The sequence below is a fragment of the Shewanella zhuhaiensis genome (assembly GCF_022484835.1).
Lineage (GTDB): Bacteria > Pseudomonadota > Gammaproteobacteria > Enterobacterales > Shewanellaceae > Shewanella > Shewanella khirikhana.
The window spans coordinates 299,215-316,549 of the sequence record NZ_JAKUDL010000003.1 but is presented as its reverse complement, the minus strand read 5'-3'; the positions used below and the strand labels follow the sequence as shown (position 1 = coordinate 316,549).

The 17,335-nt window shown below is 54.5% G+C and carries 20 protein-coding genes; 12 read left to right on the top strand and 8 right to left on the bottom strand.

The features are described from left to right. Positions 1 to 30: 30 nt before the first annotated feature. The 5 genes from MJ923_RS11045 to MJ923_RS11025 all read left to right on the top strand — a co-directional run bounded on the left by MJ923_RS11045 (position 31) and on the right by MJ923_RS11025 (position 5,224). Positions 31 to 966, top strand: coding sequence for a bifunctional helix-turn-helix transcriptional regulator/GNAT family N-acetyltransferase (locus MJ923_RS11045; RefSeq protein ID WP_240591130.1), 936 nt, complete (start codon positions 31 to 33; stop codon positions 964 to 966). A gap of 126 nt (positions 967 to 1,092) precedes the next feature. Next, positions 1,093 to 2,133 carry an NADP(H)-dependent aldo-keto reductase gene (locus MJ923_RS11040; protein ID WP_240591129.1) on the top strand — a complete coding sequence of 347 codons (1,041 nt, stop codon included), beginning with the start codon at positions 1,093 to 1,095 and terminating at the stop codon, positions 2,131 to 2,133. Positions 2,134 to 2,252: 119 nt separating this feature from the next. Continuing rightward, a complete protein-coding gene (locus tag MJ923_RS11035) occupies positions 2,253 to 3,509 on the top strand; it encodes an aminotransferase class V-fold PLP-dependent enzyme (RefSeq protein ID WP_240591128.1) in 1,257 nt (418 codons plus the stop codon). 43 nt (positions 3,510 to 3,552) lie between these two features. After that, a complete protein-coding gene (locus MJ923_RS11030; RefSeq protein ID WP_240591127.1) occupies positions 3,553 to 4,038 on the top strand; it encodes a SufE family protein in 486 nt (161 codons plus the stop codon). Between the two features lie 16 nt (positions 4,039 to 4,054). Next, complete coding sequence (locus MJ923_RS11025) at positions 4,055 to 5,224, top strand: membrane dipeptidase (protein ID WP_240591126.1); 1,170 nt, start codon at positions 4,055 to 4,057, stop codon at positions 5,222 to 5,224. Between the two features lie 72 nt (positions 5,225 to 5,296). Here the strand turns inward: MJ923_RS11025 and MJ923_RS11020 are convergent, their stop codons facing one another. The 3 genes from MJ923_RS11020 to MJ923_RS11010 all read right to left on the bottom strand — a co-directional run bounded on the left by MJ923_RS11020 (position 5,297) and on the right by MJ923_RS11010 (position 8,798). Continuing rightward, the gene (locus MJ923_RS11020) at positions 5,297 to 5,902 is read right to left on the bottom strand and encodes a hypothetical protein (RefSeq protein WP_240591125.1); all 606 of its coding nucleotides are present in this window, start codon (positions 5,900 to 5,902) and stop codon (positions 5,297 to 5,299) included. A gap of 346 nt (positions 5,903 to 6,248) precedes the next feature. Beyond that, the gene (locus MJ923_RS11015) at positions 6,249 to 7,124 is read right to left on the bottom strand and encodes a CPBP family intramembrane glutamic endopeptidase (protein ID WP_240591124.1); all 876 of its coding nucleotides are present in this window, start codon (positions 7,122 to 7,124) and stop codon (positions 6,249 to 6,251) included. Between the two features lie 507 nt (positions 7,125 to 7,631). Then, positions 7,632 to 8,798, bottom strand: a complete 1,167-nt coding sequence (locus MJ923_RS11010) for a hypothetical protein (RefSeq protein WP_240591123.1) — start codon at positions 8,796 to 8,798, stop codon at positions 7,632 to 7,634. Between the two features lie 515 nt (positions 8,799 to 9,313). Between MJ923_RS11010 and MJ923_RS11005 the strand changes: the two genes are divergently transcribed. After that, on the top strand, positions 9,314 to 10,366 hold the full coding sequence (locus MJ923_RS11005) for a winged helix-turn-helix domain-containing protein (protein ID WP_338092229.1): 1,053 nt from the start codon (positions 9,314 to 9,316) through the stop codon (positions 10,364 to 10,366). A gap of 136 nt (positions 10,367 to 10,502) precedes the next feature. Here MJ923_RS11005 and MJ923_RS11000 read toward each other — a convergent pair whose 3' ends face one another. Continuing rightward, positions 10,503 to 11,426, bottom strand: a complete 924-nt coding sequence (locus MJ923_RS11000; RefSeq protein ID WP_240591121.1) for a polyprenyl-phosphate transporter — start codon at positions 11,424 to 11,426, stop codon at positions 10,503 to 10,505. A gap of 323 nt (positions 11,427 to 11,749) precedes the next feature. Between MJ923_RS11000 and MJ923_RS10995 the strand changes: the two genes are divergently transcribed. Beyond that, positions 11,750 to 12,226, top strand: a complete 477-nt coding sequence (locus MJ923_RS10995; protein ID WP_240591120.1) for a hotdog fold domain-containing protein — start codon at positions 11,750 to 11,752, stop codon at positions 12,224 to 12,226. 30 nt (positions 12,227 to 12,256) lie between these two features. Here MJ923_RS10995 and MJ923_RS10990 read toward each other — a convergent pair whose 3' ends face one another. Next, a complete protein-coding gene (locus tag MJ923_RS10990; RefSeq protein ID WP_240591119.1) occupies positions 12,257 to 13,015 on the bottom strand; it encodes a 16S rRNA pseudouridine(516) synthase in 759 nt (252 codons plus the stop codon). Positions 13,016 to 13,026: 11 nt separating this feature from the next. Then, on the bottom strand, positions 13,027 to 13,653 hold the full coding sequence (locus MJ923_RS10985; protein ID WP_240591118.1) for a helix-turn-helix transcriptional regulator: 627 nt from the start codon (positions 13,651 to 13,653) through the stop codon (positions 13,027 to 13,029). A gap of 162 nt (positions 13,654 to 13,815) precedes the next feature. On the opposite strand from MJ923_RS10985, the gene MJ923_RS10980 reads away from it, so the two are divergent. The 3 genes from MJ923_RS10980 to MJ923_RS10970 are packed head-to-tail and all read left to right on the top strand — an operon-like array spanning position 13,816 to position 15,295. Next, on the top strand, positions 13,816 to 14,400 hold the full coding sequence (locus MJ923_RS10980) for an NADPH-dependent FMN reductase (protein ID WP_240591117.1): 585 nt from the start codon (positions 13,816 to 13,818) through the stop codon (positions 14,398 to 14,400). A 47-nt stretch (positions 14,401 to 14,447) separates the two neighbouring features. Next, positions 14,448 to 14,831 (top strand): VOC family protein, encoded by a 384-nt coding sequence (locus MJ923_RS10975; RefSeq protein ID WP_240591116.1) that lies wholly within the window; start codon positions 14,448 to 14,450, stop codon positions 14,829 to 14,831. A gap of 41 nt (positions 14,832 to 14,872) precedes the next feature. Continuing rightward, complete coding sequence (locus MJ923_RS10970; protein WP_240591115.1) at positions 14,873 to 15,295, top strand: VOC family protein; 423 nt, start codon at positions 14,873 to 14,875, stop codon at positions 15,293 to 15,295. Here MJ923_RS10970 and MJ923_RS10965 read toward each other — a convergent pair. After that, a complete protein-coding gene (locus MJ923_RS10965; RefSeq protein ID WP_240591114.1) occupies positions 15,255 to 15,671 on the bottom strand; it encodes a TehB-like domain-containing protein in 417 nt (138 codons plus the stop codon). The genes MJ923_RS10970 and MJ923_RS10965 overlap by 41 nt on opposite strands. Before the next feature lie 88 nt (positions 15,672 to 15,759). Between MJ923_RS10965 and MJ923_RS10960 the strand changes: the two genes are divergently transcribed. Beyond that, positions 15,760 to 16,272, top strand: a complete 513-nt coding sequence (locus MJ923_RS10960) for a YcxB family protein (protein ID WP_240591113.1) — start codon at positions 15,760 to 15,762, stop codon at positions 16,270 to 16,272. On the opposite strand, the gene MJ923_RS10955 is transcribed toward MJ923_RS10960, so the two are convergent. After that, complete coding sequence (locus tag MJ923_RS10955) at positions 16,243 to 16,779, bottom strand: GNAT family N-acetyltransferase (RefSeq protein WP_240591112.1); 537 nt, start codon at positions 16,777 to 16,779, stop codon at positions 16,243 to 16,245. The two genes, MJ923_RS10960 and MJ923_RS10955, sit on opposite strands and share 30 nt — an antisense overlap. 227 nt (positions 16,780 to 17,006) lie before the next feature. Here MJ923_RS10955 and MJ923_RS10950 point away from each other — a divergent pair, with 227 nt between their 5' ends. After that, complete coding sequence (locus MJ923_RS10950; RefSeq protein ID WP_240591111.1) at positions 17,007 to 17,273, top strand: hypothetical protein; 267 nt, start codon at positions 17,007 to 17,009, stop codon at positions 17,271 to 17,273. Positions 17,274 to 17,335: the final 62 nt, after the last annotated feature.

The following is a 17,335-nucleotide window of genomic DNA, read 5'->3' as shown; positions in this document are numbered from 1 at the left end:
TTGTAATTCGCAACCAACTATCACTGCATCATGGACAAATCCGATAAGTCACCCGCGCCTTTGGCCCGGGAAATCCGTCAGCTGTCGCGCCAACTGGTGCGTCAGCTCGGCATGCTCTCGGGCGCCTGTGGCCAGCTGCCTTTAAGCCCGGTACAGGCCCATGCGCTGCTGGAGCTGGGGCAGCAAAGTCTGTCCATCAAGCAGTTGGCGCAAGTGCTGAATATCGACAAATCCAACGCCAGCCGTGCCGTCACCCATCTGGTGGAAAAAAAGCTCGCCGAGACCAAGGTCAACAACCGTGACAGCCGCAGTGTACAGGCAAGCCTGACCGCCAAGGGCCGGGCCATGTTGGTGAAACTGGACGAGCAGCAGGACGCCTATTTCCATCAGGTGTTGTCGCAGCTAAGCGATGAAGACAGCCGCGACATCGCTCAGGCGCTGGGACGGTTCCAACGGGCCATTATTCAGTCCAAGGCCCAGGATGGCATAGAAATCCGCCCCCTAACCCCTGAAGATGACGCCGCCATCGCCGCCGTTATCCGCGCTGTGTCTGCCGAATATGGCCTGACCCCGGACAAGGGCTATGGCGTTGCCGACCCCACCCTCGACTGCTTAAGCAAGGTCTACAGCGTGCCCGGCGCCATCTATTGGGTGATTCTGGATAAGGGCGAGGTGCTTGGCGGCGGCGGTATTGCGCCACTCGCCAGTGAGCCCGGGGTGTGCGAGCTGCAAAAGATGTACTTTATGCCCGCCATCCGCGGCAAGGGGCTGGCCCGGCGGCTGGCCAATCATGCACTGGCCTTTGCCCGTGAAACCGGCTATCGCGAATGTTACCTGGAAACCACCGCGGTGCTGATTGAAGCGGTGAAATTGTATGAATCCCTAGGATTTGAACACCTTACCGCCCCCATGGGTGCCACGGGCCACGATGCCTGTGAAATCCCCATGCTCAAACGTTTGACATAAATAGCCAGGCGCCTTAGCCAAACCTGTCGTTTTTTTATGCTGTTGCACGCCCCCGTGTCGGGGGCGGCTTGCATTCAGGGGCAAACTTGATAGCTTCAAACTATTGGGCCACTAAAGGATTTTTTCATGGAATATCGTCGCCTGCCCCACTCCAGCCTTGAGGTCAGTACCCTGTGCCTTGGCACCATGACCTGGGGTGAACAGAACACCGAAGCCGAAGCATTCGAGCAGCTCGATTACGCTATCGGCCGCGGCATCAACTTTATCGACGCCGCCGAAATGTATCCGGTACCACCACGCCCAGAGACCCAGGGCGCCACCGAACAGATCCTCGGCAACTATCTTAAAGCCCGGGGCAACCGTGACGATTTGATTATCGCCACAAAAATCTGCGCCCATGGCGGCAAGGGCGATTACATCCGTCCCAAGATGGCGCTGGACTGGAACAATATCCACGAAGCTGTGGATGCCTCCCTTACTCGCCTTGGCATAGATACCATTGACCTGTACCAGCTGCACTGGCCCGACCGAAACACCAACTTTTTCGGCGAGCTGATGTACAAGCGTGATGATGCCGAGCACCAGACGCCCATTATCGAAACCCTCGAAGCGCTGGCCGAACTCATCCGTGCCGGTAAAATTCGTTATATCGGCATTTCCAACGAGACCCCATGGGGGATCATGAAGTATCTGCATCTGGCCGATAAACACGGACTGCCGCGCATCGTCTCGATTCAAAACCCCTACAACCTGCTCAATCGCAGCTTTGAAGTAGGCATGAGCGAAATCAGCCACAGGGAAGAACTGCCGCTGCTGGCCTACTCGCCACTGGCCTTCGGCACTCTTACCGGCAAGTACCTCGATGGCAACTGGCCTGAAAAGGCGCGCCTGACCCTGTTCAAGCGCTTCGCCCGTTACACAGGCAGTGATACCGCCAAGGCCGCCACCGAAGCCTATGTAAAGCTTGCCAAAGAGTTTGGCTTAAGCCCCGCGCAGATGGCGCTGGCCTTTGTGAACAGCCAAAGCTTCGTCGGCAGTAACATCATAGGCGCGACTAACCTCGCGCAGCTTAAAGAGAACATCGACAGCCTGGATGTCAGCCTGCCGGATGAGCTTTTCGAGCGCATCAATGCCCTTGGGGAAATCTACCGCCTGCCCTGCCCTTAAGGACGGCGCCAAAGCCCCAAGTAACAATTATCAGCTCAATCATGGCGCGGCCTTGCAATGGCCGCGCAAATCCTTAAAGATCACTCCATTCGCTTTTTAGCCACTCGCTTTGACAGTTAATGGACATTTCCAGCCTTCGCGCCCAGTTTCCCGCCCTCGACCAACAGCTCGCCGAGTACCCACTGGTGTACCTCGACACCGCCGCCACCAGCCAAAAACCCCGGCAGGTACTGGACGCCATGGCGCAATTTCTGGCAACCGACAACGCCAACGTGCACCGCGCCGCCCACACGCTGTCGGCTCGCGCCACTGCCCGTTACGAAGCGGTGCGCGATAAGCTGCAAACCTTTATTAATGCCAGTCAAAGGGAAGAGATTATTTTCACCCATGGCACCACAGAGGCGATAAACCTGGTGGCCCACGGCCTGACAGCGCAATTTGGCCGAGGCGATATCATTCTGGTGGACAGCGCCGCCCACCACGCCAATCTGGTGCCATGGCAGGAACTGGCCAAACGCAGTGGCGCTGAGGTGATGCCCATCCCGTTAAGCGCCGATCTTCGCCTCGATGAAGCCGCTTTCGATGGGCTGTTAACCGAAAATGTAAAGCTGGTGGCCTTAAGTCACATATCCAACGTGCTCGGCACTGTGAATGATGTCAAAGCCCTGTGCGCCAAAGCCCGCGCCAAAGGTGCCCTTACCCTGGTGGATGGCGCCCAGGCGGTGGCTCACCGCGCAGTGGATGTGATGGATATCGGCTGTGACTTTTACGTGTTCTCAGGCCATAAAATGTATGGCCCCGATGGCGTGGGTGTGCTCTTCGGCCGCTTTGAGGCGCTCGATAGCCTGACGCCCCTGCTCACCGGCGGCGAAATGATTAAGACCGTCAGCTTCGATGGCACCCATTTTGGCGAGTTGCCAAACCGCCTTGAGGCCGGCACCCCGCCCATTGCCTCTGTGATAGGCCTTGGTGCCGCCATCGACTTTTTAAGCTCACTGGATCGCACGGCCCTCGAGCGCCACGAACAGCAGCTCATGAGCCTGCTCACCCAGGGGCTTGCCAGCATCCCAGCGGTTAAGCTTTATGGCACTGGCACCGAGACCTTTGCTTCAGAGGCACAGGCGCCAGAAGCCTCAAACAGCGGCGCCGTGGCCTTTAATCTGGGTGATGAGCATCATCAGGATGTCGGCATTTTGCTGGATAAATATGGCATTGCGGTGCGCTGCGGCCACCACTGCGCCATGCCGCTGATGGCAATCATGGGGGTGAAGGGGTGCTGTCGCGCCTCCATCGGTCTCTATACCAGCAAAGACGATATCGACCGTTTTATTGCGGCGCTCAAAGACTGCGCCGAGCTGCTGGGGCTGGATGACTGAGTCGACGCCGACCAGATTAAGTACATCATTTTCAGAGGACAGCATGTCTGATAAAAGCACAGCCGAGCGCCCACAGGCCGCCGACTTCGATGCCCGCCACACCGCCAGCCAGAAGGCATTGCTTGCCCTGGGCGAGCAGGTCGCGTCAGCCCCAAATTGGCAGGAGAAATACCGCGTCCTGATGCTCGGCGGCAAGGTGCTCACGCCACTGCCAGCCCAGTGGCAGCAGGAAGATGCCCGGGTACGCGGCTGTGAAAGTGCTGCCTGGCTGTATCACCATGCAAGCGCACAGGCAGGTGAACTGCGGCATTACTTTATTGCCGCCTCGGATGCCCGCATCGTCAATGGCCTGATTGCCCTGCTGCTGGGTCAGCTTTCCGGCCAGACGGCGCAATACATTACCGCATTCGATATTGAAGCTTATTTCAAAGCCATAGGCCTCGATGGGCAGCTAAGTCCTTCGCGCACCAACGGCCTTTACGCCCTGGCTCAGGCCATCAAGACCTTTGCCAGCCAAGGCGAAAATTGACTTATAAGGAACCGGCATGACTGACATACACAAGCGTTCGCTGCTCAAGGCCATGGGCGCAGGCGCCCTGTTGGCCGGACTGCCAATAGCAGGCCTGGCCCAACAGCTGGCAGGCTCAGACAAGCTCCCCAAAACAGCAGCCAAGCCACTGTTTATCGACGGTCTGTCGTTTTTACCGGATGACCTTGCCGATTTTCGCGCCTCTAAGCTGAATGCCTACCTTTGCGATATTTCCGCCATAGAAGAGGTGGTGCAGGAAGACGGCACAGTCAACTACAAGCGCACCTACAAGGCGTGCATGAAGTCCATCAGGGAAGCCGCCGCCCGGGTTGCCGCCAATCCCGATGTCCTGCTTCAAGGCCTTAGTGGCAGCGATATCACCCTTGCCCGCGACACAGGCCGCACCGCACTGTTTTTTCAAATTCAGGGCGCCGACTGCGTCGAAGAGCGGCTGTCGCAGGTGGATGAATTTTACCGCCAGGGCCTGAGGGTATTGCAGCTCACCCACCACTACGGCAACAGCTTTGCCGGTGGCGCACTGGATAACGACGAGCGCGGCGGCCTCAACCTGCCACTGTCACCCAAAGGCTTCGCTCTGGTGGATAAACTGAACGACAGCGGCATTTTGATTGATTTAAGCCACTCGTCCGAGCAAACAGCGCTGGATACCCTTAAAGCCTCACGTATGCCTGTGGTGCAAAGCCATGGCGCGGTGCGAGCCATCGTTAACCACGCCCGCTGCTCACCAGACTCAGTTATCCGCGCCATCGCCGACAGCGGCGGCGTGTTTGGCGTGTTTATGATGAGCTTCTGGCTCACCAATGACCCAGTGCCCACTACGGCGCATTACCTGGCTCAGCTTAAGCATGTGGCCAAGGTAGGCGGCATCGACGCCGTGGCCATTGCCAACGACTATCCGCTGCGCGGCCAGGAAAACCTGCTCAAACTCAATAATGACAACGCCGAAGGGGTGAAGGAATATCTGGACTGGTGGCACAGCCTGCGAGCCAAAAAGGTGCTCGGTTTTGACCATGAGCCGGTGCACGTGGTCATTCCCGAACTTAACCATATCGAGCGCATGTCACGCATTTACGATGCTCTCAAGGGTGCAGGCTTCAGTGCCAGCGACACCGATAAGATTGTCGGAGGCAACTGGCAGCGGGTATTGGAGCAGGTGCTGGTGTAAACGCCATGGCGAAGTGGTTGGCACGAGTTAGCAGAGAGTGTGCGGATTTGGACGCAATACGAATTCATTACCCTACCCACCAACATTTAGCAGGCTATTTAATAACGTAGAAAGCAGCCAACCTATAATGCCACCGCCCACCAAGCTGGGCACTTGGTTCTTTAGCTTACTTTTTTCTTTCAGCTCTTCGCTCAGATAGTCTACTTTTTCGGACTGCTTAGTAATTTGCGCTGAGAGCATATTAATTAACGAAGAGTCGACTCCTAATCCCAACTTCTCGATAAGCTGCCGTTCAGTAATAATTTTCGGCTTTCCGCTTTTCATCACGTATGGACTACCATCGGCAAATGCCAGAGTGTCGCTCTTTTGAATTTCAAGCAAATAAATGTTCTGAAGTCTGGCTTGATGACTACTACATTTCATCTCTACCCCTTCAAGAAGCTGCTCGCATTTTTCAACCAATTCGCTAGCGACATTTTGAAAGCCAGACCCGTAGCCTTTCTCCGAATATGCCCCTAGTAATATATTGCCGCCATGGTCATTAGCTATGGCAGACACGTACTTAGCAAGCTCTACAGGACTTATAGAGGCGGGTAATGGTATTTGGTCTTCATCATTGCAGGTCGCCATAAACCTTGAAGCCCAATCTTGGATTGATGTATCTACACTTTTTAGCATTCAAAATCCCAATATGAGGGTCCACTGATTTGATTGAGTTGAAGACCTATCGCCATTCGTATAACAGCTGCATAGTGCGCTTGCGTGTTATCTTCCACCTGGTGCACTGAGCGTCTCCACCCTCAAGCCACCGGAGAAAACATCACAACACACTGTTTTTCAATTTGATTTCCAACTTAGCAAATATCATCTGTGACTGAAAGTGCCCATGCGCGTATTTGCGCACTGGCAGTTCTTCATTCCGCTCATCTTGCCGATCTTCTCATGCCGCGCTTCATGCAGCTCTTCATGCCGAGCTAGATGTCAAAGCCGCTTCAACCGACACCTGCTGACGATGCAATCGGATTCAGGGCTTGGCCTGTACCGGTGCTAAAAAGCGTCCGCGTTTACCAAGCCACAGCAACATGGCAATCAGCACCAGCGCCACCAGCACCACAGTGACTATGCTATCCTCGGGCCCGACTGTGCCACCACTGAGCCAGTTGGGGCCGGTATAGCTGCTCTCAAGGGGGGCAAGCGCGCGCCAGTCGTCCAGCCCTGACAGCGGCAGTCCGGTGAGCAGCACCGCAAAGTTCCAGGCTGCATGGTTGGCAGCCACCACCCAAATATTGCGGCTTTGCACAAACAGCACTGTCCAGAAGGCACCTATCAGGGTGCCGGAAATCACGGTAACCACCAGCTCAGGCGTGCCCAGATTACTGTCGAGATTAGCGATGTGCAGCACCGAGAAAATCAGTGATTGCAGCCACAGCGCCGGCACCGTGCCCCAGGCGCTTTCCAGTGCCTGAAACATCACGCCGCGAAACACCACTTCTTCAATGGTGGCGGCGACCAAAATCACGCCCGCAACGCCAAACAGCGCGCTGCTGAAACCGCGATACTCATTGAGCTGATACACCCCGGTTGCAAACAGCAGCATTGATGCCAGCGCAATCATGGCAACCGCCAGCACTGTGCCAAGGGCAATGCTGGCGGGCCTGAGGGCAAGCTCTGTGGGGCGGCGCTTTTCAGCAACATGCACATAGCCCCAGTAACCCAGCAGCAAGCACACTAAAATGCCGCCACGGCGCAGCGCCGCAAGTTCGCTCTCCCCAAGCGACAACAACTTGGCCAAAATCGGCAACAGCCCAAAACGAAACAGCGCAATGGCGCCACCAACCAACACCGCTGCGATGAGGAGCTTCTGCAGCACGCCTCTCAACTTGTATAAATGTCCCTTCACATCCCTTGTCCTCAAATCCCTTGCCTTCAAAGCACTTGCCTTAAAATTCAGCAGCCGATCTTGCCGATAAATCTCTGGTTAGCTCGCCCTGCGTTATGCTCGCGCCGCACGTGCCGGTCTCAGCAGCCCAAATGCCAGGCCGTTTACCGCCGACAAACAGATAACGCACGCCGCACCGTTAACACTACTCAATTAATCGAGTAGCCACAGTAACTTAGAGTCGCTTGAGTTGACTACTGAAATTTAGAAAATACTAATATCCTACTGGGTTGAATACAGCTTCCAGCTGGTTAGAGGGATTAGCAAGGCTTGTCTTTAAAGGCTTGCTGCTCAGACTCGCCACGCCCACCGCTTTGCCATCAGTGGGCGGAATCAACATCTTGTCTATGGCTCTCCTTTAAAAACAGTAAAAATCCGTACTGACACATAAAAAGCCCGCAAATGCGGGCTTATGATTGCTAACCAGCGGGTACTGGCTATAAAAAATGTGGGTGGTTTTTACCGCTATCAGCTCACCAGTTCCCACTGGTATTTAAGGATGTAACTCGCAGAGGGGTGAGTAAGGTTTTCCGAGCGGATATCACTCGTATTGCCTTGAGAAAACTTGGTATTGACATCAGGCAGCAGTAAATTGACCGTTGTCGGTTCGAAAATATCGTCCTCGAGAGACTCAAATAAATAGTAAGCAACCAGACCCAATGCAACACCAACCACGGCACCAACAAGCACGCCGACAGGGCCACCAGCAGAACCCATCGAAATTCCCGCTGCCCCTCCGGCCGCCATTGCCGCTGCCACAACCAGTGCTTCCACCACTTCATGCACAGCATCCCACAGGGCACGCAGCGCCTCCAGAAACGCGCCGGAGCCATCCGATTCCGCCATCAGAAAAGTGGTACTGAAAGTGCGTGGCCATGGTCCGCCACGAGTTAAGTCAAACTCGACAAACTTGCGAGGCGGGCTAAAGCTTTTTGCCCGGCCTTTGCGGAAATTACCGACCCGAAAACCTGCTACCTCTCGGCGCTGATCGGTGCTATCGGCCCCCAAGCCACCCAGCCGGATATCATCCTCGCCAAAATCAGTGAGCTCCAGGCCAACATCATCGAGGCATTTCACCTTGATAATGTTAAGGCGCAACTTGGTAAACCCGCTCACAGCCACTGCTGCCGGACTGGCGGAAGCAGTAGAGTTTTTGCTGTCTGACAACATGGAATACGACATACCAAACCTGCGATAAAGGAGAGCTGCGTCTTTCTTCGCCACGGCTTCTTTAATCGCAGCCGTGGTTTCTGAGCTCAACTTTATCGCCTTAGCGCTCGTATCCATCGTGCTTAATTCGCTGAAAATGCCATTGCGGGCAAGTGATGGCTGAAGGCGCAAACGGGTAGCCAATGAGTCTCTGCGAACTAACGAGTGGCTTGTTGCGCCGCTTAGTTTACGGGCAGAGCGTATTTGTAGAGCACGCACTTGCCGAGGCTTAACGACCTGCCTCAGTTTAAGTACCTGAAGCGCAGCATTTTCCAGTGCGGCCTTGGCGGGCAGTGAGAATTTTGCCGGTTCGTGCAAATGGGCGGCGGCAGTTTCTATGCCCTCAATCGCGATGCGGCTTGCTTCGTTAGCAATTGCCTGTAAATCGTCAGGCAGGTCTCTGTCGTTGCATGTAATGATGTCCATTCTCTTATCTCCTTTTGATAACACAGCACTGAACCGGGCAAAAAAGCGTGCCCCGTTAGATGCTTGTATCCCTTTGGGCGCCAAACCTATTTAGCTGTTTTGTGTGCTTAACCCGCGCTCAGCCTGCCTGAATACAGCCAGGACTTGCCGGGAGGTTCGGAAATACCTTCCCACGCCAGGCCGCATTCCATGACGGCAGTCCCGGCAGCAATCCATTGCAATGAGTAGCCGCGGTAGATTCACATCGCGCTAGTCTTGGTGAATTGATGAAGGTCACAACAAAAGCCATACATACGCCTGGCCTTGTCGCTTTCCGAATTCCAGACTGTACAAGCTGCCATTTTACTTGCTTGATTTGGCTTTGAATTTAATGTGATTTTTTTGAATGGACGGATAATCAGAGGGTTACAGCTGTTGCTTTCACACGGATTGATTGCAAAACGGCCGACCGAGCCCAGAGTACAAATCTCTGTCACCTGAGTTACAATCGGATTTACATTCTCAAGTCGGGCTGTATGAATATGGAAATTCACCAGCGTAGCTCTGCAGAACAAACTCCCGGGACACCCCGCTCGAACCGCAGAATTCAATTCGATGAATTCGAATTTGTAACCTCGCCACCAGCGCTCTATTACCGGCAGCAGCGACTCCCACTGGAGCCCAAAATGCTGCAGCTGATGACCCTGCTGATTGAAGCCAGGCCGGAGCTTGTCAGCAAAGATACTCTTATGTCTGCGCTCTGGCCTGACACGATAGTGTCTGACTGGTCGCTTGCACGGCTGGTCTCCGATACCCGGAAGCTGCTGGATCAAACAGGCAATAACCAACCCCTGATAAAAACGGTTAGGGGCAGAGGTTTTTGCTTCGTGCCCGATGCCCATGAAATCATTGATGTCAGCTCGCAATTCGGCAACCGCAATGTCGACAGCATGGCCTTAACGCCTACGGATACGCTTGCTGGAAGGCGGAGTAACAGGTTTATTTGGATATTCTCGCTACTGCTTTTTATCACCGCATTCGTCGGTGTCCGCTATCTCACATCGCCAACTGAACCGGCAGCCCCTTCCCAATCTCTCCATGACAGTGTCCAGCACAGGCTGGATACCATGTTGGCGCTGCAACGTAGCCTGAAACTCACTAAAACCGCCTTTGAGGCTCAGGTGAGAAGGCGAGATGAGTTGGCAGAGGCCATTGCGGCCAAACAGCCTGAATTGATGAGCCTTGGCTGGGAGCAAAGACTTCGCCAATATCAGCCCCAATCCACCGCCGATGAAAAGTTTATTTTCGAGCAGATCCGCGCCTTTACCAGCGGGCCGCTACTCAAGGGCAACCGCGAGTTGCTTGCCCTGCTGGACAAGCATCCTGAGCTCTATGAGGAGATAGATTTGTTCCTGCAACTTCACAGCCACCTGCAGATCTGGCTGAATAAATACGATCAGGTATTCAGGCACCATCCTGAGATGGCCGTGCTTTATATTGGTGTAGAAGATGGGGTGCCTTTTCCAACTGAGATAGATAAGCAGGTGGAGGAATGGATTAATGCCAGGCAGACTTACACCACTGAATAATGTGCGCTGGTAGATTTTATGCTTAAGCAGGATGCAACTGACGCTCCATGGCTCAGGCTAGAGCCGGAAACCCGGAATAATAAAGCCCGCATTCGCGGGCCTTATTATTCAATGCAGGTGTTTCTCGCACGCCAAATCAGTGGCTGGGTTTGCCCTCGCCGAGCTTCTCGATAATCAGCACCAGAGCAATACCCGCAAGGGCACAGACGATGGCGAGCCCCAGCTGAGATGACTCGCCGCTAAGCTGCTCAAATCCCCAGGGCGACAGGTTTTGCTGTGCCAGTGGCACCTGCTCGCCATGTGAGTTGGTGCGCCAGCTTAAGGTTTCCTTCCAGGGCCAGATCTTGCCCAGGGTGCCCAGCATCAGTCCTGTGAGGAAGAAGAGGGTGGCATCATGGAATTTACGCAGCAGCATCGACAGCAGATGACTGAAACTCAAAATGCCGCAGATAGCGCCAACGGCAAAGCAGGCGAGGATATCGAGCTGTAAGCCCTTGGCCGCGGCGAGCACTGCCGGGTAGAGGCCGAGCAGCAGCAAGATAAAGCTGCCGGAAATACCCGGCAAAATCATCGCGCAAATAGCGATGGCACCGCCGAGGAACACATTCAGGTAGGTAGCCGGAATTTCGGTGGGGGTCAGCACGGTAATACCCCAGGCCACCACAGCGCCGAGGGCAAACAGCGCAATCCGCCCGGCACTGAAGCCTTTTACCTGCCGCAGCATATGCCACACAGACACCAAAATCAGACCGAAGAAGAAAGACCACACAGGAATGGGGTGATGCACCAGCAGGTATGAAATCAGTTTGGCGAGGCTGAAGATACTGGTGAGGATGCCACCAAACAGACACACCAGGAAAGTACCGTTGATGCGCTCCCAGGCTGCCTTGCCGCCTTCTTCACGTATTACCTTGATAAGCGAGGGGTTAATCGCCCTTACGCTGTCCAGCAGCTTATCCAGGATCCCTGTAATAAAGGCGATGGTACCGCCGGATACACCGGGCACCACGTCGGCTGCGCCCATGGCGAGCCCTTTAAAGTAGGTCAGTAAGTTGTTCACCCAATTCCCCAAAAAATACCGGCACTTGGCCGAAGCTGTGCTTATAGTGCCGCGAGTATAAAAGTGCCGCCGATTATATGTCGGCTCGGCGGCACCTGAAAATGAACTTTGCGTTAGCAAGCCAACAAAGCGCTGCTCACTGCCGTTTGCCGCCAGCTCAATGCCATGTATCGGTCTCGGGTACAGAGGCGCTTGCAGATGGTTAATGGCATGTTACACTGCGACAAAACAAACAGGCCAGACCAGTTGCTATCCCACGGTTTTTCCAGCAACTGAACAGGCCAGATAACAGCATGCAGCACACAACGACAGGAAGCAAAACCATGGCTGGCAACCCCAATAAGGTGATGGCGCTTTATCAAAAGCTTATCCCCTATCCCTTTGGCAGAATTATCTTTTCAAAAATGGTGGCCCGCATGGCGCCCTACTTTGGCACCATCAAACCGCTGATCACCGAGCTTAGACCCAACCACTGTGAATGCTTTATCAAGAAACGCAATGCGGTACACAACCATATTAAAACAGTGCACGTGATTGCCATCTGCAACGGCCTGGAAATGGCCATGGGCGTGATGGCCGAAGCCTCAATTCCGCCACATCTGCGCTGGATCCCCAAGGGTATGAGCCTGGATTACACTGCCAAGGCAGGCAGCGATATTCGCTGTGTGGCCGAGGTTCAGCCGCAAGACTGGCAGGAAGGTGACTTGCTGGTGCCCGTAACGGCTTACGACATCAACGATGTGGTGGTGGTAAAAGGCCACATCAAGCTGTGGATTTCGCAAAAGCCGCCTAAGGCCTAAGCCTCTTTGCAACGAAAAAAGACTGATTTCTCAGTCTTTTTTCATATCTATCTTAGCTAAGCCCCCCGCCTGGCCTTCGCTTTTCTGGCAGGCGCGCTTTTCATCATCGCTGAGTGGCCGCCATTGCCCGGGGGCCAAATCCGGGTCCAGCATCAGGGCACCGATGCGGCTTCGGTGCAAGGCAAGCACCGGGTTTTGAAAGCGGCCAAACATGCGCTTGATTTGATGGTACTTGCCTTCACAAAGCTCTACCCTCGCCTCACGCTCCCCCACAATGGCAAGCTTGGCCGGCAAGGTGGTAATCGCCTCTGTTTCAAAGTAAAAGCCGCGCTCAAAAGCAGCGATATAGTCCTCGGTCAGTGGGTTTGCCAGGGTCACCCAATACTCTTTGGTCACATGGGCACCGGGCTGCATCATCGACTCTGACCAGCGGCTGTCATTGGATAAGAGCACCAGTCCGGACGTATTCAAATCCAGCCTGCCGACTATGTGCAGCCCGGCTCTAATCGCCTCAGGGATAAGGTCGAGCACGGTTTTGTGCTCTTTGTCTTTGGTAGCCGATACCACGCCCACGGGTTTATGGAGCATCAGGTAACGCGGCGTCTCGGCGCGAAGGGCTGTGTCATCCAAATAAATCTGACTGAAGGGGCCGATTTGCAGCGCCATCTCAAGCGCTGGCTCACCATCCACTGTCACCCTTTCGGCTTTCAGTAACTCGCGTACCGCTTTTTTGGGGATATTAAGGGTTTTGGCCAGAAAGCTGTCGAGCCGGCCGCGGGGGGAAATCATAGCCAAGCGCCTTAGTCAGCAATCGCCGCTGTGATGCGATAGGCGCAGCGGCGCGCCCCTTCGACGATATGCTCGCTGCGCTCCACTGTCACCCCCTCGCCAAGCAGGCAGCGAAACAGCTCAAGCTCAGAGCGGCAAAAGTTCTGGCAGCTGCTGGCGGCCGCGCAGATAGGACAGTGGTTTTCGTACAGCCACCAAACATCCCCTTCATTTGCCACCGTCGCCATATAGCCTTCTTCAGTGCGAATGGCCGCCAGTTGCTCGAGGCGTCCGGCAAGGGTGCTGACACCCGCCATCCGCTCAAGGTAGGCCTGCTCGGAGGCGGCTTCGCGGTGGCTTATCAGGGCATCCATTCCGGCATCGCCAAAAATCACCTTTACCGAATCAATCAGCCTTAAGGTCAGCTCGCTGTGACGGTCGCCAAACTGGTTTTGCGCCGCATCGGTCAACTTCCAATAGCGCGCCGGGCGACCACGGCCCTCACTGATATCGTCATAGGCGAGATTGCCTTCGGCTTCCATGGCCTGCAGATGCTGGCGCACCCCCATGGAGGTCAGCCCCAGCGATTCGGCCAGACCAGCGGCAGTCATAGGCCCTTGCAGCTTCAGCAAATCGAGGATTTTTTGGCAGGTTTTCATCGTCTCACCCAATACAAAGCGCAGCTTGCTCTGGGTCTATTATCGTTAACCAAAGTATTAAGTAAACTTTTTTGTTTATTTTTAGCTTTACATAATTAAGTAAAGTGTTTACCTTACAAATTAATTTAGAAACAAAAAACTTTACTAATAAGGAAGGACCCCATGAAACTCAGCATCATCAACGGCAGTCAGCGCAAAGGTTCACAAAGCGGCAGAGTGGCCGAGTTTATCAAGACACAAAGCCACAGTTTCAGCGACGTAGAGCTAATTGAACTGGCTGATTATTCGCTGCCGTTCTGGGATGGCGACAGCCGAGATAGCAAGGGCGAAGACTGGGCTATCATCGAGGCCAAACTCAGTGCCAGCGATGCCTATGTTCTCATTACCCCTGAGTGGAGCGGTATGGCCACTCCCATGTTGAAACAGCTGCTGATGAACGCCAGTGTCCCTGTGACAGGCCACAAACCGGCACTGCTGGTATCAGTTTCATCCAGCGTCAATGGGGTGTTCCCGCTGGCAGAACTCATGGTAAGCGGCAATAAAAACAACAAGATGGTATTTATCCCAGCCAACGTAATCATCCGAAATGTCGAAGAGATGCTGCATCCGGTTGAAGGTAGCGCCCTGAGCAGCCGCGACAGCGCCATCCGCGAACGCATCACTGAATCAGTGTCTTTACTTGGCCGCTACGCCGAGCTGCTGTTACCCATGCGCAACTACCAAGACCCTTACGGCTACGGTATGTAACGGCAAGCTGGCAAATAATCAACAGCATCAGCGAGCAGGAGACTTCCATGAGACTGAATCAAATAACACTGAGTGTGACCGACATGGCGGCTGCGGTGGACTTCTATCTGGAGCTGGGCGCCATTCAAATCGTCGATACGCCCCACTATGCCCGCTTTACGTTGCCGGAAGGGGACAGCAGTTTTTCATTGCACCTGTGCACCGAAAAACCCGGCAGCGGCCACAGCCTGTATTTCGAAAGTGACCGGCTGGATGACTGGGTTGCCGAGCTTAAAACCCGCGGTATCACCTTTGACAGCGAGCCGGAAGATCAGCGCTGGCTGTGGCGTGAAGCCAACCTCAAAGACCCCAGCGGCAACCACATCAAGTTATACCACGCCGGTGACATGCGGCTTGATCCCCCCTGGCGGGTGACCAGGCGCAAACACTGACCAAGAACTATAAGCAATAAAACCGATACAAGGAGCGCACCATGGTACATCTGGAACACATCAATCTGGTCGTGCATGACCTGGAAAAGAGCCTCAGCTTCTACAAAGCCGCTTTCCCACATTGGCAGGTTCGGGGCGGCGGCAAAGGCAGCTGGTACGGCAAGCCGCGCCAATGGCTGCACTTTGGCGATGACTATCAATATATTGCGTTGAATAACGACGGCGAGGGTGAAGCGCGGGATCTGACCGGCCACCAGCCGGGACTGGCGCACTTTGCCTTTGTGGTGGCCTCACTGGATGCCCTGATTGCCCGTCTGGAGGAGGCTGGCTTTGCCATTGCCAAAGACGGCGCGCCGGATACGGGCCGACGTAATGTTTACTTTATCGACCCGGATGGCATGGAAGTGGAATTTGTCGAATACCTCAGCGATGAGCCTGCAATCCGTAACCAGTACCCTCAATAAACACCGGGTCTGTGTCGCAGTGCTCGCCTTCGAGGAACAGGCCTACGGTGGTGTCGGCATTGGCATTGGCTTCATGCAAACTCTCGTGGGCAAATACGTTGAGGCGAAAGCGGGTATCTTCGGTGAGCGGTTCGATGCGATAGAGCTTGCCGGGGTGGGTCATGGCTCTGTCTTTGGCGTTAAGGCGAACTTCAATGGTGGGTTCGCCGTCTTGCTCACGATAGCCAAACCACAGCAGCTCGCCTTCCAACACCTCAATTTGACTGAAAAAACCCTTACGGGTTTTGTGTTGGCACAGCAGCAACTCGGGTACGTCGTTACCGCCGAACACCCGGGTCGAACCGAGCGGAATATAGTTTTTTGGTACCAATGCCATGAGTCCCGTCTCCGGTACAGCTGAATTAACCTTTCATTAAGCCTACAATGGGATCATTCCCGTCAGCATCCGAACTCAAGTAATCCTAATGCCTTCAAGTTTACACCACCAACACAGTTTTATCCTGAATCGCGCCCATTTTGAAGAGTGCTTTGATGAATCTGTTTCCACGGCACAAGGCTGGCAGCCCTATGTGAAAACCATCGGCTTTGCCCTGATGACCTTTGCCCTGCTGGCAAGCCCTGTTCCGGCCTACCTCGGCTGGTTTTTTATGGGCCTGACTGTGGTGGAGTTTTTAAGTGTGCGCTATCGGCGCGCCTGGTGGTTGTGGCGCCAATTAATGAGCCGCGCTGCCAACAGCGATATCAAACTCACGATTACAGACACCAGTCTTATCACCGAATCCCTCGGCCAGCGCCGCGAGCTCAACTGGGATGCACTGGATGGTATCAGCCGTACCGAACGCGGCTATCTGTTACGTCAGGGTAAGGGGCGGCAGTATTTATCCCGCAGCGCCCTTTCCGATGAAGCCGCCGCCTTCCTTGAGCAACGCTTCGGCCTTGGCAGCGACTCAGTTGAAGTCGCGGCAACTGGCCATTAAGAAGGCATCCACGTATTCACCACCACGGAAGGCGTAGCCAATGGCCTCGCCTTCAATCACAAAGCCATGTCGTTTGTACAGTTTGATGGCAGCGTGATTATCGGTATAGACCTCAAGCTCGATACGGCGTACCGCCAGCCAGTTGTGGGCCAGCTCCAACATGGCGGCAAGCAGCGCTGAGCCCACGCCAATGCCCTGAAACTCCTCGCTCACCGCCATGCCCATATTGGCCACATGTTTACGCCGTGGACGGGTGAACACTTCCATGCCCGCCTGCCCTACGACCTCTCCGTCGATTTCAGCCACCAGGCTGTAGCAATTTTCGGGCAACTCACCCAGCCGTTTCTGCCAGCGCTCGAGCGACGGAAACGGATGTTGCAGGGTGTTGGCAAAGCAACTTGGCTGACTGTAGATGGCACAAATGGCTTCAATATCGTGACTGCCGCTGTGACGCACACTGATACGGCCATCGCTGGATTGATAAATTGGCGAGCCGTGTTCGCTCATATCAAATAATTCCCTTTAAAATAAATAAATTACTATGCCAGTTCTTCCCTGGGGTTCGCAAGCGGACTTATCCCCAATCCAAGGCAAAAAAAACTGACCGATAGCACGAAAATCTTGCGATTCCCAATATCGTTACTTGCTGTCACAATAGCGCCGCCTACGGGGAATTGTAAGGCTGCCGAGCGGCACCTTGGACCCGCACGGCTGTTATCCCAAAGGAACCCAACATGCGCACCCCCTCAGCAATCCTCACCCAAGCAGCCCTGGCTATGGCGCTTGCGGTCAGCTTTGCCGTATCCGCCGAAGAAGAACCCACCCTGGACCTGCCAGCAGCGCCCAGCGAAGATGTAAAACAAATCAAAGAGGTCTGTCTGGATCTCATCCTCGAACAGGAAGTGCCACGGGAAGAGCGAAACGAGTTTCTGCTGACCTGTGTTAACGATCAGCTGTTTGAGATGGGTTACCTGGCGGTAGAGGCTGCAGATTTAAAGTAAATCGCCTGCGCACTGAATAACAAACGGCCCCGAGGGGCCGTTTTTCATGGTTGCGTCACAGG

Coding starts and splice junctions, on each gene's coding strand:
- MJ923_RS11045 (WP_240591130.1), top strand. CDS start 31: ATGGACAAATCCGATAAGTCACCCGCGCCTTTGGCCCGGGAAATCCGT.
- MJ923_RS11040 (WP_240591129.1), top strand. CDS start 1,093: ATGGAATATCGTCGCCTGCCCCACTCCAGCCTTGAGGTCAGTACCCTG.
- MJ923_RS11035 (WP_240591128.1), top strand. CDS start 2,253: ATGGACATTTCCAGCCTTCGCGCCCAGTTTCCCGCCCTCGACCAACAG.
- MJ923_RS11030 (WP_240591127.1), top strand. CDS start 3,553: ATGTCTGATAAAAGCACAGCCGAGCGCCCACAGGCCGCCGACTTCGAT.
- MJ923_RS11025 (WP_240591126.1), top strand. CDS start 4,055: ATGACTGACATACACAAGCGTTCGCTGCTCAAGGCCATGGGCGCAGGC.
- MJ923_RS11020 (WP_240591125.1), bottom strand. CDS start 5,902: ATGCTAAAAAGTGTAGATACATCAATCCAAGATTGGGCTTCAAGGTTT.
- MJ923_RS11010 (WP_240591123.1), bottom strand. CDS start 8,798: ATGGACATCATTACATGCAACGACAGAGACCTGCCTGACGATTTACAG.
- MJ923_RS11005 (WP_338092229.1), top strand. CDS start 9,314: ATGAATATGGAAATTCACCAGCGTAGCTCTGCAGAACAAACTCCCGGG.
- MJ923_RS10995 (WP_240591120.1), top strand. CDS start 11,750: ATGGCTGGCAACCCCAATAAGGTGATGGCGCTTTATCAAAAGCTTATC.
- MJ923_RS10990 (WP_240591119.1), bottom strand. CDS start 13,015: ATGATTTCCCCCCGCGGCCGGCTCGACAGCTTTCTGGCCAAAACCCTT.
- MJ923_RS10985 (WP_240591118.1), bottom strand. CDS start 13,653: ATGAAAACCTGCCAAAAAATCCTCGATTTGCTGAAGCTGCAAGGGCCT.
- MJ923_RS10980 (WP_240591117.1), top strand. CDS start 13,816: ATGAAACTCAGCATCATCAACGGCAGTCAGCGCAAAGGTTCACAAAGC.
- MJ923_RS10975 (WP_240591116.1), top strand. CDS start 14,448: ATGAGACTGAATCAAATAACACTGAGTGTGACCGACATGGCGGCTGCG.
- MJ923_RS10970 (WP_240591115.1), top strand. CDS start 14,873: ATGGTACATCTGGAACACATCAATCTGGTCGTGCATGACCTGGAAAAG.
- MJ923_RS10965 (WP_240591114.1), bottom strand. CDS start 15,671: ATGGCATTGGTACCAAAAAACTATATTCCGCTCGGTTCGACCCGGGTG.
- MJ923_RS10960 (WP_240591113.1), top strand. CDS start 15,760: ATGCCTTCAAGTTTACACCACCAACACAGTTTTATCCTGAATCGCGCC.
- MJ923_RS10955 (WP_240591112.1), bottom strand. CDS start 16,779: ATGAGCGAACACGGCTCGCCAATTTATCAATCCAGCGATGGCCGTATC.
- MJ923_RS10950 (WP_240591111.1), top strand. CDS start 17,007: ATGCGCACCCCCTCAGCAATCCTCACCCAAGCAGCCCTGGCTATGGCG.